This is a genomic window from Natrarchaeobaculum aegyptiacum (assembly GCF_002156705.1).
In the GTDB taxonomy this organism is placed as follows: Archaea; Halobacteriota; Halobacteria; order Halobacteriales; family Natrialbaceae; genus Natrarchaeobaculum; species Natrarchaeobaculum aegyptiacum.
The window spans coordinates 2,044,277-2,059,251 of sequence record NZ_CP019893.1 but is presented as its reverse complement, the minus strand read 5'-3'; the positions used below and the strand labels follow the sequence as shown (position 1 = coordinate 2,059,251).

General features: G+C 63.0%; 12 protein-coding genes and 1 pseudogene. 1 reads left to right on the top strand and 12 read right to left on the bottom strand.

Going from position 1 to position 14,975, the window contains the following annotated elements:
• Nucleotides 1-34 precede the first annotated feature (34 nt).
• On the bottom strand, nt 35-754 hold the full coding sequence (locus B1756_RS10100) for a V-type ATP synthase subunit D (protein WP_086888421.1): 720 nt from the start codon (nt 752-754) through the stop codon (nt 35-37).
• Nucleotides 755-941: 187 nt separating this feature from the next.
• Between B1756_RS10100 and B1756_RS10095 the strand changes: the two genes are divergently transcribed.
• Nucleotides 942-1,967, top strand: a complete 1,026-nt coding sequence (locus B1756_RS10095) for a PH domain-containing protein (protein ID WP_086888420.1) — start codon at nt 942-944, stop codon at nt 1,965-1,967.
• Between the two features lie 131 nt (nt 1,968-2,098).
• On the opposite strand, the pseudogene B1756_RS10090 reads toward B1756_RS10095, so the two are convergent.
• From B1756_RS10090 to ahaH, 11 genes and pseudogenes are all read right to left on the bottom strand, one after another.
• Nucleotides 2,099-2,429 (bottom strand): annotated as a pseudogene (locus B1756_RS10090) (RNA-guided endonuclease TnpB family protein); the annotation flags it as partial.
• A 108-nt stretch (nt 2,430-2,537) separates the two neighbouring features.
• A complete protein-coding gene (locus tag B1756_RS10085; protein WP_086888419.1) occupies nt 2,538-4,151 on the bottom strand; it encodes a long-chain-fatty-acid--CoA ligase in 1,614 nt (537 codons plus the stop codon).
• Between the two features lie 414 nt (nt 4,152-4,565).
• On the bottom strand, nt 4,566-6,182 hold the full coding sequence (locus B1756_RS10080; RefSeq protein WP_086888418.1) for a long-chain-fatty-acid--CoA ligase: 1,617 nt from the start codon (nt 6,180-6,182) through the stop codon (nt 4,566-4,568).
• Between the two features lie 412 nt (nt 6,183-6,594).
• Nucleotides 6,595-8,013, bottom strand: coding sequence for an ATP synthase subunit B (locus B1756_RS10070; RefSeq protein WP_086888416.1), 1,419 nt, complete (start codon nt 8,011-8,013; stop codon nt 6,595-6,597).
• A 3-nt stretch (nt 8,014-8,016) separates the two neighbouring features.
• Nucleotides 8,017-9,780 (bottom strand): ATP synthase subunit A, encoded by a 1,764-nt coding sequence (locus B1756_RS10065; RefSeq protein ID WP_086888415.1) that lies wholly within the window; start codon nt 9,778-9,780, stop codon nt 8,017-8,019.
• Nucleotides 9,781-9,783: 3 nt separating this feature from the next.
• Nucleotides 9,784-10,113 carry a V-type ATP synthase subunit F gene (locus B1756_RS10060; RefSeq protein ID WP_086888414.1) on the bottom strand — a complete coding sequence of 110 codons (330 nt, stop codon included), beginning with the start codon at nt 10,111-10,113 and terminating at the stop codon, nt 9,784-9,786.
• Nucleotides 10,110-11,162, bottom strand: coding sequence for a V-type ATP synthase subunit C (locus B1756_RS10055; RefSeq protein ID WP_086888413.1), 1,053 nt, complete (start codon nt 11,160-11,162; stop codon nt 10,110-10,112). Before B1756_RS10055 ends, B1756_RS10060 begins: the two co-directional genes overlap by 4 nt.
• Complete coding sequence (locus B1756_RS10050) at nt 11,159-11,746, bottom strand: V-type ATP synthase subunit E (RefSeq protein ID WP_086888412.1); 588 nt, start codon at nt 11,744-11,746, stop codon at nt 11,159-11,161. Before B1756_RS10050 ends, B1756_RS10055 begins: the two co-directional genes overlap by 4 nt.
• A gap of 23 nt (nt 11,747-11,769) precedes the next feature.
• Complete coding sequence (locus B1756_RS10045) at nt 11,770-12,033, bottom strand: hypothetical protein (RefSeq protein ID WP_086888411.1); 264 nt, start codon at nt 12,031-12,033, stop codon at nt 11,770-11,772.
• A 250-nt stretch (nt 12,034-12,283) separates the two neighbouring features.
• Nucleotides 12,284-14,569: a V-type ATP synthase subunit I gene (locus B1756_RS10040; RefSeq protein WP_228434320.1), complete on the bottom strand. Its 2,286-nt coding sequence runs from the start codon at nt 14,567-14,569 to the stop codon at nt 12,284-12,286.
• Nucleotides 14,556-14,888 carry an ATP synthase archaeal subunit H gene (gene ahaH / locus B1756_RS10035; protein WP_086888409.1) on the bottom strand — a complete coding sequence of 111 codons (333 nt, stop codon included), beginning with the start codon at nt 14,886-14,888 and terminating at the stop codon, nt 14,556-14,558. Before ahaH ends, B1756_RS10040 begins: the two co-directional genes overlap by 14 nt.
• Nucleotides 14,889-14,975 lie beyond the last annotated feature (87 nt).

Sequence of the window (14,975 nt, the reverse complement as noted above, 5' to 3'; positions counted from 1 at the left end):
AACGATCGAACGCGAGGGCGAACGCGAGCCCAGTTCAGTCCTGAGTTACCGCACCCGCTGCGGCGGCCGGTTCGTCGGCGCTCCCGACCTCGTCGTCGGCGTCTGCAGCTTCGCGTTCTGCTTTCTCCTCGGCTTCTTTCTTCTCTTTGATCTTCTTCAGGCGGAAGGTCTCCTCGCGTTCCTGTTCTTCGAGTTTCTGCTCGATGTACTCCTGGTTCTCGTAGAGTTCCGGCAGGAGTTTGAACTCGAGGGCGTTGACGCGGCGCTTGGTAGTCTCGATTTCGCGCAGCATCTTCTTCATCGCCGTCTCGACCTCGGCGGCGAGGATAATGCTCTCGAGGAGGTCCTCGTAGGCCTCTGCGGCTTCGTCGATACGAGCGGAGGTGCCCATAATCCCGTAGCCACGCTCGTCCAGGCTCTTCGAGACGCGCGAGGATTCGATCTGTGGGACGACGACGCCCATGATATTTTTCGACTCGGTGGTGATCTCGGGATGTTCCTGCAGGGCCGCCGCGGCACCGCGAACGGCGACGTCACCTTCCATGGCGCGAGCCATGTTGATCTTCTTCTGGGCTTGCTCGTAATCGTCGGCGAGGTCGCCACGGACGTCCTGGGCCTTGTCCAGGATGTCCATGAACTCCATGATCAGCCCGTCCCGTTTCTTTTCTAAGGTCCCGTGCCCCCGCTCGGAGAGTTCGATCCGATCCTCGATCTCCATGAGGTTCTTGCGGGTGGGCTTGACGTCCTTGGCCATCTTGAGGGGAGTTTGCGCCCCCAGTCGGATAACTGTTTACAGTTTCCTCCGCGTCGGTCTCTCCAGCCGAGTGACGTTCACACGCACCCACCGTGTACTTCCACGAGTCTTCGTCGCCGTCACGCACTCTACGGAGCTGACAGCGAGTGAACGTATATGACGACAGCCGACGTAGTATCGGCCACTCGTGGCACCGACGGTCCATCCCCTCCCGGACACGCTCGAATCCCCCGACGTCGGCGTCGTCGCTGCCGTCGGCGCGTACGTCGCCGTCTGTTTCGTGGCGGTCGCGATCAGCGTCAGCCTCGCGCTCGGCGGGTCGGTCGCGACCACCGTGGGCATCGTTTCGACGGTAGCGACGGTCGGCGTCGTCGTCGGTTCCATCCTCGCACGTCGCATCGACGGGCCCGCGGCCAGACTCGGGCGTCGACGCCGATCACTGGCACTCCTCTTTGTCCCACCGCTGGGCCTCGGCGTCGGCACTGCCGTCGTAGTCGCAGTTCCTGCCATCGAGACGATCGCGGCCGTCGGAACGGGGTTCGGCGCGGTCGCGAGCGGCGTCGCGGCACTCTCGTTCGCCGCGATGGCTCGAACGCGCTACGCTCGAGCCGTCACCCCCGACGAGCCGGTGGCGACGATTCCGTGGCTCGATCCAGTACACGCTCGCGCATCCGTCGGGCTTGGAATCGCGTCGATCGTCCTCGCCGTGGGGACGTTCATCGGTGGTGGCCTCGCAGGGACCGAAATCGGGCCGTGGTTGATTCAGGCGTCCGGAAGCGTCGCACTCGTCGCGATGATCGTCGGCGTCGTCCTCGTCTTATCCGGCCTCGCCGCTCGATCAGAAGCCACCGGTGAGAAGTCGCTGCTCGAGAAAGTTCGCCCGCGAGAGCCCGGGAAAAAGGTGTACGGCTCGCGGTACTCGGCCACCCCCGGATCCGACAGCAACTGGGGAACACCGACCCTCGAGGTGTACGAAACCGGCCTCGTCGCACCAGGGCCGATCGGACAGCAGTTCGTCGCCTGGGACGACGTCACCGACGTCCGACTCGAGTCGACGCAACTCGTCATCGACCGGCACGGCCACCGCTCGCTACGCTGTTCGAGGTCGGTCCTCGACGACCCCGACGAAACGGCATCGACGCTCGAGCGCTTCGTGATCGCTTCCGAAAAGGAGTCGCCACTCGAGAGGCAGTGCCCCGACTACGAGACCTGACCAGTATTCTCTCAAGATCGATTTGATCAATCCACGTGCCATGTTGAGAAAGCAACAGTGACTTCCTCCCCACCCTACTCGCTCACGGCTTGCGCCGCTCGCTCCTCGAGGGTAGCGTGAGACCGAAGGTCTCACGGACCACGCGAACGGACGCTTTGCGCCCGTGAGCAGATGGGGCTTCCTGTTTCCACGACGTTGTCAGACTACGTCTGACAGCCCGTGAGATGTTATCTCACGAACGCGCTTTGCAGGAACCGAATCGGTCCCCGCAGGGAGCGCAGTCTCCGCAGGCGTTCGAAAATCGCTGAGCGATTTTCACAGCCCATCAGAATCGCTGTGCGATTCTGAGGACGTTGATTCGGGACAGCCCGTCCCTACTTGCTTCAGTCCGCGCACCAAGATGTTGTAGGTCGCGTTCCAGTCTCTGTCCGCCGTGAAGCCACAGGAAGGACAGGAGTGTTCGGATGCTCGGAAGAGCGTGCTCTTCTGCTGGGTCACACGCCACCACGCAGTTCGCGCGGTGGCACGCTCCCGGCCGACTGGCGCGCTGGTAAACGTGGCAGCGACCGGCTAGCCCTGGCCGACCATCTGGTCTTCGTCTTCCCACTCTTCCTCGCGGAGTTCGTACTTCTGGACCTTGCCGGTCGCCGTCGTCGGCAACTCGTCGACGAACTCGACGCGCTTGACCGCCTTGTAGCTCGCGAGGTTGTCGCGGGTGAAGTCGACGAGTTCGTCGACCGTCACGCCCGGATCGTCCGGATCGCCGTTCTGGGGCACGATGAAGGCCTTCGGCGTCTCCCCCCACTCCTCGCTCGGGGCCGGAATGACCGCCACCTCCGAGACCGCCTCGTGCTCGAACAGCGTGTCCTCGAGTTCGATGCTCGAGATGTTCTCGCCGCCGGAAATGATGATGTCTTTCTTGCGGTCCTGAATGGAGATCATGCCGTTCTCGTCGACGACGGCGAGGTCTCCCATGTGGTAGTAGCCCTCGATCCGGTCGGAGAAGGCCTCCTCGGTCTCTTCCGGTTTGTTCCAGTACTTCTCCATGACCGAGTTGCCGCGGACGACGATCTCGCCGATCGTCGAGTTGTCCCGCGGGACGTCGTTGCCGTCCTCGTCGACGACGCGGACCTCGGTGCCGAGGAACGAGAGCCCCTGTCGTTTCTTGATCGCGAACCGGTCGCGACTGTCGTCGTCGAAGTGCCGACGGGCGTCTGAGGTCGTAATGAGCGGGCCAGTCTCGGTCGCACCGTAGACGTGTTTGAGGTACCACCCGAACTCGTCTTCGACCGTTCGGATGGTCGCTTCCGGCGGCGCGCTTCCTGCAGTCGCGATCCGAACGTCGTTCGTGCCGGTGGTCTCGGGGTCGTTCTCCTCGTAGTAGTCGATCAGCATGTTCAACACCGTGGGAGCGCCACACATGTACGAGACGTCCTCGGTTCGGACCGCCTCGAAGATGCCAGCGGCGTCGACGCCGCGAGTGCAGACGTGCTTGGCCCCCATGCCGGTGATCGCGTAGATGTGGCCCCAGCCGTTGACGTGGAACATCGGCAACGTCCAGAGGTAGACGTCGTCGTCGCTGATCTCCTGATGGACGCTCGTGCTGTAGGCGTGGATCGTCTCGGCGCGGTGCGTTCGACAGACGCCTTTCGGGTCACCCGTCGTCCCCGAGGTGTAGTTGATCGTAATAATGTCGTCTTCGGCCATCTCCGGGCGCTCGTACTCCGTACCCGCCTCCTCGAGCACGTCGTCGAACGCCTCCCAGTCACCGTCGACCTCGTCGACGTCGTTCGTGATGAACGTCTCCGTCGGCACGTCGTCGCGAACCGCTTCGATCTTCCCGGCGTACTCGTAATCGGCGTAAATCGCATCGACCCCCGCATCCTCGAGAATGTACGCGAAGTCGTCCGACGTCAACCGATAGTTCAGCGGCGTGTGAATCGCCCCGAGTTGCATCGATCCGTACGCCGCCTCGAGGTGGTAGTGGGTGTTCGGATCGAGCACCGCGACCCGGTCGCCCTTCTCGATACCACGCTTCTGTAACGCTGCAGAGAAACGGTCGGCTCGGTCACCGAACTCTTCGTACGTGTATCGTTCACCGGTCGTCGCGACGATCGCTTCCTCGTCGGCGTAGTGTCTCCGCGCCCGGTCGAGAAAGTCGGTCACGAGCAGTGACTTGTGCATATGTATCACCGTAGCGCCAACGAGAGGTAAGTTCATTTCGATTACCACACGACAATTGGACGGTTTAGGTCGGTGACAGACACGTCACTTGGGTTTCGACGATTCGAAGGAGACAGCATCACAGCCTGACCAAACTGGTAGCGGCCAGAGGAGCCACACCACGTCATACGGTTTACTGTACCGATGTACCGGAACAATCGCAGGACGGGTCGCGGTTGCTCCGGGAATGAGCTACAGCAGACCGTATCAGTGTGCCGGTCGAGGACGATACGGGCGAAACCGAAAACCGAACGCAGCCTGACAGTGGCCGATAGCACAGACTGCCGTCTTCAGGCAGCGACGGGGCGTACGCATAGCGCGTCAATCCTCCGCGTGAGACGTGCAAACAGGACGTGCGAACCGACGAGAGGGGATTCAGCCCTGCCCAACCATCTGGTCTTCGTCTTCCCACTCTTCCTCGCGGAGTTCGAACTTCTGGACCTTGCCGGTCGCCGTCGTCGGTAACTCGTCGACGAACTCGATTCGTCTGACAGTCTTGTAGTTCGCGAGGTTCTCTCGGGAGAACTCGACGAGTTCGTCGACCGTCACGCCCGGCTCGTCCGGATCACCGTTCTGGGGCACGATGAAGGCCTTCGGCGTCTCCCCCCACTCCTCGCTCGGGGCCGGAATGACCGCCACCTCCGAGACCGCCTCGTGCTCGAACAGCGTGTCCTCGAGTTCGATGCTCGAGATGTTCTCCCCGCCGGAGATGATGATGTCCTTATCGCGGTCCTGGATGGAGACCATGCCGACCTCGTTGACGACGGCGAGGTCACCGGTGTGGTACCAGCCGTCGCGGCGGCCGCTGAAGGCCTCCTCGGTTTCGTCGGGTTTCTCCCAGTAGCTGTCCATGACCTGGTTGCCGCGGACGACGATTTCGCCGATCGTCTCGTCGTCCCACGGAACGGAGTTGCCCTCCTCGTCGACGACGTCGACCTCGGTTGCCAGCGGCGAGATGCCCTGGCGTTTCTTGAGCGAGAACCGGTCCTGACTATCCTCGTCGATCAGGCGACGGGTCGCCGAAGTGCTGATGAGTGGACCGGTTTCGGTCGCGCCGTAGAGCTGGCGGAAGTGCCAGCCGAAGTCCTCCTCGACCATCTGGATGACGGCTTCCGGCGGGGCGGCACCCGCGGCAGTGACGCGCATCGGGTTGTCGCCCGTCGTGGAGACGTCGTTTTCGTCGCGGTAATCACCGAGCATGCTGAGGACTGTCGGCGCACAGCAGAGGAACGAGACGTCTTCCTCGTTGATCGCCCCGTAAATCTGCTCGACGTCGACACCGCGGGTACAGACGTGTTTGGCACCCATACCGGTGATCGCGTAGATGTGGCCCCAGCCGTTGACGTGGAACATCGGCAACGTCCAGAGGTAGACGTCGTCGTCGCTGATCTCGTGGTGGATCGTCACGAGTTGAGCGTGGAGCGCCTCGGTTCGGTGCGTTCGACAGACGCCTTTCGGGTCACCCGTCGTCCCCGAGGTGTAATTGATCGTGATGATCTCGTCTTCGCTCATCTCGGGGCGCTCGTACGCGTCGGGGTCGCTGTCGGCCAGCACCTCCTCGAAATCTTCCCAGTCGCCGGAAACGGCGTCGGGATCGTTCGTGATGAACGTCTCGGTTGGGACCTCATCACGAACTTCCTCGATCTTGTCTGCATACTCGTAGTCTGCGTAGATCGCCTTCACGCCGGCATCGTTGAGCAGATAGACGTAGTCGTCGGGGGTTAGCCGATAGTTAAGCGGCGCGTGAATCGCCCCCAGCTGCATGATCCCGTAGGCTGCCTCGAGGTGGTAGTGAGTGTTCGGATCGAGCACCGCGACCCGGTCGCCCTTCTCGATACCTCGCTGCTCGAGGGCGGCCGAGAATCGATCGGCACGCTCGCCAAGTTCAGCGTAGGTAAACCGTTCCCCGGTCGTTGCAACGACCGCCTCCTCGTCGGCGTAGTGCCGTCGCGCCCGGTCGAGAAAGTCGGTCACGAGCAGTGGTTTGTGCATACATATTAAAGGACATTAACGATAATTAAGTTAGTTTCGATTGCGACCACGTTGGGTCAGCACACCAACAGCTCACTGACCCGCCGTATGGCGGTTTTTCTACCCTACTCGAGCTGACAGTCTGATCGGCTGGCGTGAAACTGGGTTCGGAACTCGACACTCGAGTCGCGACGGCCGATCCAGATCTCAACAGTGATACCGGCAGCCGGAAAACGAACGAGTCGAGATTCGACCCGAGCCGGAAAGTGATGCGTTGTATATCCACTTCGACCAGACCCACTGATCGATCGGCACTGACGGGACTCGAACTCGAGGTTGGACGACCTCTCGAGTGTGAAGTCACTGGAGGCGACGACAGAACGCTCTCAGGGACGTGAAAATCGAAAGAGTAGATCGCGCGGAAACAGCCGGATCAGTCGGCCTGAACGGCCGCTTCCTCGGCGGCGTCTTCGCGGTAGTGCTCCTCGATGAGGTCCTCGTCGACGCGGTTGAGTTCCTCCTTGGGGAGCATGCTGAGCAGGTCCCAGCCGATCTCGAGGGTTTCCTCGATCGATCGGTTGGTGTCGTACCCCTGCTGGGCGAACTCGGCCTCGAAGCGGTCGGCGAAGTCGAGGAACTTGTTGTCCCGCTCGCTGAGCGCTTCGCGGCCGACGATGTTCACGAGGTCGCGCAGGTCCTCACCCTCTGCATACGCGGCGTACATCTGGTCGGAGACGTCCGCGTGGTCTGCACGGGTCAGGCCCTCGCCGATCCCGTCGTCCATGAGCCGCGAGAGGCTCGGCAAGACGTTGATCGGCGGCTCGATCCCCTGACTGTTCAGGTCGCGGTCCATCACGATCTGGCCTTCCGTGATGTACCCCGTCAGGTCGGGGATCGGGTGGGTGTCGTCGTCACCGGGCATCGTGAGGATCGGAATCTGAGTGACAGAGCCCTCACGGCCCTCGATACGACCCGCCCGCTCGTAGAGCTGGGCCAGGTCGGTGTACATGTATCCGGGGTAGCCACGCCGACCCGGAACCTCCTCACGTGCAGCACCGATCTCACGCAGTGCCTCACAGTAGTTCGTGATGTCGGTCAGGATGACCAGCACGTGGTAATCCTTCTCGAAGGCGAGGTACTCCGCGGTGGTCAGGGCGAGTCGCGGCGTGACCGTCCGCTCGACTGCGGGGTCGTCCGCGAGGTTCATGAAGACGACCGAGCGCTCGAGTGCGCCCGTCCGTTCGAAGTCCTCCATGAACTCGTTTGCCTCTTCCTGCGTGATCCCCATCGCACCGAAGATGACTGCGAACTCAGAGCCGTCCTCGTCGTCGCCGCCTTCTTCTTCCGGCACCGTCGCCTGACGGGCGATCTGCAGAGCGAGATCGTTGTGGGGAAGTCCCGACGCCGAGAAGATCGGCAGCTTCTGACCGCGAACCAGCGTGTTCATGCCGTCGATGGTACTCACGCCAGTCTGGATGAACTCCTCGGGGTACTCTCGCGAGTAGGGGTTGATCGCTTCGCCGACGATGTCGATGCGGTCGTCGGGGACGATCTCCGGTCCGCCGTCGATCGGTCGGCCGGAGCCGTCGAGCACGCGCCCGAGCAGGTCCTCGGTGACCGGCATCTTCATCGTCTCGCCCAGGAACCGAACGGAGGCGTTGCGGTCGATACCGCCCGTCCCCTCGAAGACCTGGATCGAGACGAGCCCGTCGCTCGACTCGAGCACCTGCCCGCGCAGGGTCTCGCCGGCCGGCGTCTCGATCTCGACGATCTCGTCGTATCCGACGGGTTCGTCGACCTCGGCGAACACCAGCGGGCCGCTGACTTCCGTGATGGTTTGGTACTCTTTCATGGTTCAGTACAGACTCCGAATCTGTTCTTCGAGGTCCGATTCGAGTTCGTTGATGAACTCGTCGTACTCCTCGGCGGTGCCCATGCGGTTGAGCCGCGGTGCGGCGTCGACGTCTGCGATCTCCTCGACCGGGACGCCCGCCTCGAGCGCCTCGAACGCTTCGTCGTTGAACGTCTTGATCGCACCGAGCATCCGGTAGGTCTTCTCCGGTTCGCAGTAGGTGTCGACGTCGTGGAACGCGTTCTGCTGGAGCCACGCTTCACGGAGGTAGCGAGCGACCTCGAGGGTCAGCTGCTGGTCCTCCGGCAGGGCGTCCTTGCCGACGAGCTGGACGATTTCTTGCAGTTCGTCCTCCTCGTCTAACACGTCGACGGCCCACTGGCGCCGTTCCGGCCAGTCCTCGGCGACGTTGTCGCGGAACCAGGGGTCTAACTGCTGGCGATAGAGCGAGTAGGACTCGTTCCAGTTGATCGACGGGAAGTGCCGTCGTTCCGCGAGGTCGGCGTCGAGCGCCCAGAACGTCTTGACGATCCGCAGGGTGTTCTGGGTGACCGGCTCGGAGAAGTCACCGCCCGGCGGGCTGACTGCACCGATAACCGACACCGACCCCTGCGTGCCGTTGATGTTCTGGAACAGGCCGGCACGCTCGTAGAACTCAGAGAGCGACGCGGCGAGGTAGGCGGGATACCCCTCCTCACCGGGCATCTCCTCGAGTCGGCTCGAGATTTCACGCATGGCCTCTGCCCACCGGGAGGTGGAGTCGGCCATCAGCGCGACGTCGTAGCCCATGTCGCGGAAGTACTCCGCGATGGTGATGCCGGTGTAGATGCAGGATTCACGGGCTGCCACAGGCATGTTGGACGTGTTCGCGATGAGACACGTCCGGGACATGAGCGGCTTGCCCGTCTTCGGGTCCTCGAGTTCCGGGAAGTCCTCGATGACCTCGGTCATCTCGTTGCCGCGCTCGCCACAGCCGACGTAGACGACGATGTCGGCGTCGGCCCACTTCGCGAGCTGGTGCTGGGTGACGGTCTTCCCGGAGCCGAACGGACCGGGAATCGCGGCCGTCCCACCCTTGGCGATCGGGAAGAGCCCGTCGAGGATCCGCTGTCCCGAGACGAGCGGGATCGTCGGCGTCTCCTTCTCTTCTGCGGGGCGGGCCTTTCGAACCGGCCACTCCTGGTGCATCGTGATCTCCTCGCCGGAGTCGAGTTCCGCGACGACCTCGTCGACGGTGAACTCGCCCTCTTCGATCGAGGAAATTTCGCCGCCCTCGTAGTCCGGCGGCACCATCACCTTGTGGGTGATACTCGCGGTCTCGGGCACTTCGCCGACGACGTCGCCCGGCTCGACGACGTCACCCTCCGAGACGGTGGGTTCGAACTCCCACTCTTTCTCGAAGTCGATTCCCGGCGCGTCGACCCCACGGTCGAGGAACGCCGAGTCCATCTTCTCCTCGAGTTCGTCGAGTGGACGCTGGACGCCGTCGTAGATGGCGTTCAGCATGCCCGGCCCGAGGTCGACGCTCAGTGGCTCGCCCGTGTTCTCGACGGGTTCGCCGGGGCCGACGCCCGAGGTCTCCTCGTATACCTGAATGGTGGTCAGGTTCCCTTCGATCTCGATGACCTCGCCCATTAGCCCTTCGTCACCGACGTAGACGACGTCGTTCATCCGGGCGTCGAGGTCCGCGGCGGTCACGACAGGACCGCTCACGCGTTCGATTACACCGTCTTCGTCGACGGTCTGTGTGTCTTCTGCCTGGCTCATGGTTTATTGTTCGTCCTCCTCCATCAGGTCGATACCGATCGCCCGCTTGATCTGGTCGCGCAGCCCGCCACCGCCGGTGCCGCTCCCGATGGTGACGACGACTGGTTCGACGCTCGTTTCGACGGTCTGACGGACGTTCCGCGAGAGGTACTCGAGGTCGTCGTCGTGCATCACGACGATGCCGACGTCCTCGTCGTCTAAAACGTTCGTGACGGCGTCGTCTAAGTCTGTGCCTTTCTCGTCGTCCGGGACGTTCTCGAACCGGCGGACGCCAGCGAGGCGAAAGCCGGTCGTGAACTCCGGACTGCCGACGACTGCGATTTCCTGGCTCATAGGATCACCAGCTCCTCTTCGATCTCACTCTCGGAGAGCCCGACCTCGCGACCGCGCGCGATGGCGCGGATGTTCTCGACCTCGCGCTCCTTGGCGAGGATGTACGAGATGACCGACGAGACCGAGACCGGATAGATGCTCGAGAGCGTGTCGGCGTACTGGAGCAAGGCTGCGTCGAGGGCGTGTTCGAACTGGATCAGGCTGTCGGCCTCCCGCATCCGCGAGAGGGCGTCCGAGAGACGCTTGCCGTAGCGCTTGTTCTCGGCGATGTGATCGACGAGTTCGTCGGTATCGGTGACGAGCCTGCGAAGCTCGCCCTCGTCGAACAGCACGCCACCCTCGATGTAGTAGCTCGCCGGGTCGACGTCGGCGCCACTGCGAGCGAGCCGTAGCGCGTTCCGGGCGTTCCGGAAGTCGATCTCGGCCTGCAGGAACTCGACGTAGTTGGCCGCTGGCCCCTCGTTGGGGCGACCGAGGTCGTCGAGCAAGTGCTCGTAGAACTCACGGTCGAGTGCGTTCTCGAGCGGCACGAGCGTGCCCGACTCCTCGTACTCGCTGTAGGCCGCCTCGAGCGGGTCGTGATAGGTCGTCCCGTCGAGGACCTCGATGACGTCCTCGATGGTGTCGACCTCGACCAGCTGGTCGAGCGTCGCGTCCTCGAGTTCGCCAGCGCGGATCAGGTCCGTCCGGATTTCCTCGGGATCGGTTTCGGTGTAGATCCCGCGGATGATCGTCTTGACGTTCCAGACGTCGAACTTCCGCAGGTATCGGGCGATCAGGTCGTAGATCCGACCCTCGGACCACTCGAGGAGGTCTCCGAAGTGTTTCGCGAGATTTCGGTTCAGCGCGTACTCGATCAGATCGACTCCCGAAAAGCGTGCCCCGAGTTCGTTGATCTCGCGTTCGTACTCCGACTCTTCCATGAACCGAGCGATGCCGCTCGGTCCCATCCGGACGAGTTTGCGGTAATCCTCGTCGGCGAACAGCGCCGCTCGCCGTGCTCGAACGCGAGCACTGACGTATTCCGTGTTCGAGGCACCTCGCATCATTGCTCGAAGAGTCGGTTGCTGATCTCCCGGAGGTTGTCCTCCCAGACGTCCTCGAGCACCGAGTCGAAGGTGTTGTTGACGCGAACGCGGGACTGGTCGCTCTCGACGACGACGCCGCCGAGACAGTCGTACTCGCCGGCGTACTCGTAGTCGTCGAACTCCTCGTCGTCGAGGATCGACTCGAGCAGTTCGTCGTCGTCAGCGCGACCGTAGACGCGGACGTCGTCGCCCTCGTCGAACTCGTCGCTCGAGGACTCGAGCAGCGCCCGGGTCAGTTCTTCCCGGTCGCCGCCCTCGATGCCGGCGAGTTCGGCTTCGACCTGTTCGCGGACCTCGCCGAGGACGTCACGGCGTGCCTCCAGGCGTGTTTGTTTCGCCTCCAGTTTCGCACTGGAGAGTCGCTGTTCACGCAACTGGTCGATCTCGCGTTCGACGTCGGCCTCGGCGTCCTCGAGGAGCTCGTCGGCGTCCTCTTCGGCGGCCGAGACGATCTCGTCGGCGCGAGACTCACCGTCGTCGCGGATGTTCTCCGCACGCGCGTGGGCTTCGTCTCTGATGTCTTCGACGACTGTGTCCAAACTCATTGGTGAGAGAAGGGGGTGGTCGCTTAGATGATGAAGACGACGACGAGCGCGAAGATCACCAGCGTCTCGGGCAGGACCGTCATGATGAGGCCCGGGACGAAGAGGTCGTCGTCTTCAGCGATTGCTCCGATCGCAGCGGCACCGATACCACGCTCTGCGTAGCCAGCAGCGATAGCCGAGAGGCCGACGGCGATGGCAGCAGCGCCCTCGTTCTCGAGGAACGGCGCTTCAGTAACGTCTCCATTCTGCAATACGGTCTCGGCGACGGGTTCGAGTGCTTCGATCATGATTTATTAAATCCCTCTGTAGGTTCGATTGGCTCCGAACAGGCGTATCTGTCTCTGCACACCCTATAAAGCTCTCGAAACAATCCCGCGAAAACACCGTCCTCGCCCGGTGACGAGTCGAATGATAAGTGGTGACAGTACCCGTGCTTCAGACGGGGAACGAATCAGCGTCACGACGAGAACAGTACCGTGAGAGACGAAACTCGAGAGAACGCGCCGAGGCGACTGTCGTCGAATCAGGAAGGCGGCGTCAGTCGGCCTGCTGAGCCTGCTGTGGCCCAGATTCCTGACCGAACGGTTCGTACTCTTCGCCGCCGCCCTCGTAGAACTTCTGGAAGAACTCCACGTACTCCAGACGCAGCATCTGGATCCCTGCGGCGGTGATCCCCAGCAGGAGGACCACGATGTGGCCGAGGACGAACACGAGGAGTGCAGCCAGCAGGGCGAGGATCATCACGAGCACACTGCCCTCGAGCCCGATCCAGACGAGCCCCTCGAAGGTGATGTCGGCGGCTTCGTCGTGGGCCGCTGGCGGCTGGAAGAACGAGAAGCTCATGTAGCCTTCTTCGGTCTCCCAGGCACCGAACACCAGGAGGTTGACCACGAACGCCATCCCACCTTTCGCGAGCAGGACCGCGACCATCCGGAGGTACGAGAGCGCGTGACCGAACGCCCACGCCGGCGACTCGAGCAGTCCGGCGACCCCTTCACCGATGCCGACGAGCACGATGCCCACGAAGAGCATCGCGAGGCCGACGACACCGACGATCTCGGGGAGGCCAGCGAAACCGAAGAACTCGTAGAGGACGGCGTCGGGATGCGTCCCCACGAGGAAGTCTGGCTTCGTCTCCGATGCGGTCGTGTCGATGGGCAGGCCGGCCGAGCCAGCTTCGTTGTGCGTGAAGATCCAGATGAACAGGCCGTTCATCGCGAGGATCCACGAGAACCGCTCGTAGATGGCGGCCTTGAGCCCGTGGCTGAGCTCGTTGACGAATCCGGCGATCAGGCCGAGGTTGAGGTGGATCAGACCGAACACGAGGCTCAGCAGGATCCACAGCATTGCCCATTCGGTCGTTTGCAGGCCCTTGGTGAGCGTCCCGGCGAGCGGCAGGTGGATGCCGATATCGCTCATGTGCACGCCGAAGATGTCGTCGTACAGATAGCCAAAGACGACCGTGAACACACCGGCCCAGATACCGATCGTACCCAGGGCCTTCCCGGCGTCGGAATCGAACACTTTCCAGGCACCCCAGCCCATCAGCATGTACAGGATACCGTAGCCGATGTCACCGATCATAAAGCCGAACGCGAACGGGTAGGTGAGGAAGATGAACAGCGTCGGATCGAGTTCGCTGTACTTGGGCTGGCTGACCATCTTCACCATCAGCTCGAACGGCTTCGCGGGCGTGATGTTGTCGAGCCTGACCGGTGGCTCGTCGTCCATCGTCACCGCACCTGACGCGCCGCCAGCGCCACCGGCAGCGGTCGTCCCGCCGTCGGTTGCCGCCTGCTGTTTCGTTGCGGGCGACTCGGTCGGTGCCTCGGCTTCGTCCTCGCCGTGGCCACCGTCACCCTCGTCGCCGTGCTCGTGGGCGTGTCCGTGCCCGTCGTAGTCGGCGCGCTCGAGTTCCTCGAACTCGACGCTGTCGCCGACGGCATCCCGAAGGGCAGACTCGAGGTCGGCGACCTGTTCGGTCGGGATCCAGCCCTCGGAGATGAACGCACGGTCGGTCGTCGCGAACAGCAACGGCGCTTCCGCGCGCTGGACCTCGATACTCAGTTCCTCTTCGAGCGCCCGCAGGAACGGTCCCTCGTCGTGTTTGAGTCGCTCGAGTTCGGCGTCGATCTCGTCGATGCGCGTCTCGAGCTTGCGGCGTTCGTCCTCGAGTTCGCCAACGTAGGCCCGCGGGCCGCGGTCGGTCTCGGGGATCTCGTGACGGGAGAACTCGACGCCGACGAGGGCGTCGTCGATCGTTCCCGCCGGTTTGCCGTCGGCCGGCGCGGCCACGATGGCCACGACGTCACCGCCGGTGAACGTGTCGAACGCCCGGACGTTCTCTGCCTCCTCGAGTGCGTCCTCGACCTCGGAGACGGAACCCTCGCCGACGAGAACGTCGACGGAGTCGTACCCCGACAGCAAGTCGAGGTCGATCCCGAGGTCGGCGAACGGGGCGACACGATCGATCCGATCGTCGACCTGTCGCAGTTGCTCGCGGACCTCGTTGCGCTGGTCGTCGAGGTCGTTGATCTGCGTGCGAATCTCTTCGAGCCGGGACTCCCAGTCCTCGGGAAGTCGACCGGGAGCCATCTCCTCCTCGGAGATTCCGAGCGTACTCTCGAGTGCGCGAACGGTCACCAGCGTCTCGGAGGCGTCTTCGGCCCCCTCGATCGGGTTTCCGTTGTCGAATCCGTCCCAGGAGCCGTCGTAGTCCGACAGGTGGACCAGGTTCAGCTCGTGGATCGTCTCGATGACCGTGGGCATGACGCCCTTGGAACCGGTCACCGAGACCTTGCTCATCTGCTCAGGTCTGAGCATGGACGTCCTCCTGGAACAGGGATACGACGTGATCGGTCACCTCGTCGACCCGCTCCCGGGCGCGCTCGGCGAGCGCTTCTCGCTCGGCCTCGCCCTCCTCGAGGACGCGTTCGCACTCGGCGTCGATCTCCTCGCGCGCCTCCTCGAGTCGTTGTTCTTTGAGATCGCGCGCCTCCTGTGCCGCTTCCGAACGAATCTCCTCGGCACGTTCCCGGGCCTCGGCTATTCGCTCGTCGCGGTCGTCTTCAGCCTCTGCGACGATCTCGTCGGCCTCTTCCTCCGCCGACTGTATTCGTTCGAGAACCTCTGGCCTCGGCATACTCTAAGCAGTCAAACGGTTGTGAGAGCGCGTATATGGTAGTTGCGAAAGTCATCGCTCCCGCGCGAGCCCGCAGGAGCCGACATC

Coding starts and splice junctions, on each gene's coding strand:
- B1756_RS10080 (WP_086888418.1), bottom strand. CDS start 6,182: ATGCACAAACCACTGCTCGTGACCGACTTTCTCGACCGGGCGCGACGG.
- B1756_RS10040 (WP_228434320.1), bottom strand. CDS start 14,569: ATGCTCAGACCTGAGCAGATGAGCAAGGTCTCGGTGACCGGTTCCAAG.
- B1756_RS10045 (WP_086888411.1), bottom strand. CDS start 12,033: ATGATCGAAGCACTCGAACCCGTCGCCGAGACCGTATTGCAGAATGGA.
- B1756_RS10050 (WP_086888412.1), bottom strand. CDS start 11,746: ATGAGTTTGGACACAGTCGTCGAAGACATCAGAGACGAAGCCCACGCG.
- ahaH (WP_086888409.1), bottom strand. CDS start 14,888: ATGCCGAGGCCAGAGGTTCTCGAACGAATACAGTCGGCGGAGGAAGAG.
- B1756_RS10070 (WP_086888416.1), bottom strand. CDS start 8,013: ATGAAAGAGTACCAAACCATCACGGAAGTCAGCGGCCCGCTGGTGTTC.
- B1756_RS10100 (WP_086888421.1), bottom strand. CDS start 754: ATGGCCAAGGACGTCAAGCCCACCCGCAAGAACCTCATGGAGATCGAG.
- B1756_RS10055 (WP_086888413.1), bottom strand. CDS start 11,162: ATGATGCGAGGTGCCTCGAACACGGAATACGTCAGTGCTCGCGTTCGA.
- B1756_RS10060 (WP_086888414.1), bottom strand. CDS start 10,113: ATGAGCCAGGAAATCGCAGTCGTCGGCAGTCCGGAGTTCACGACCGGC.
- B1756_RS10085 (WP_086888419.1), bottom strand. CDS start 4,151: ATGCACAAGTCACTGCTCGTGACCGACTTTCTCGACCGGGCGCGGAGA.
- B1756_RS10065 (WP_086888415.1), bottom strand. CDS start 9,780: ATGAGCCAGGCAGAAGACACACAGACCGTCGACGAAGACGGTGTAATC.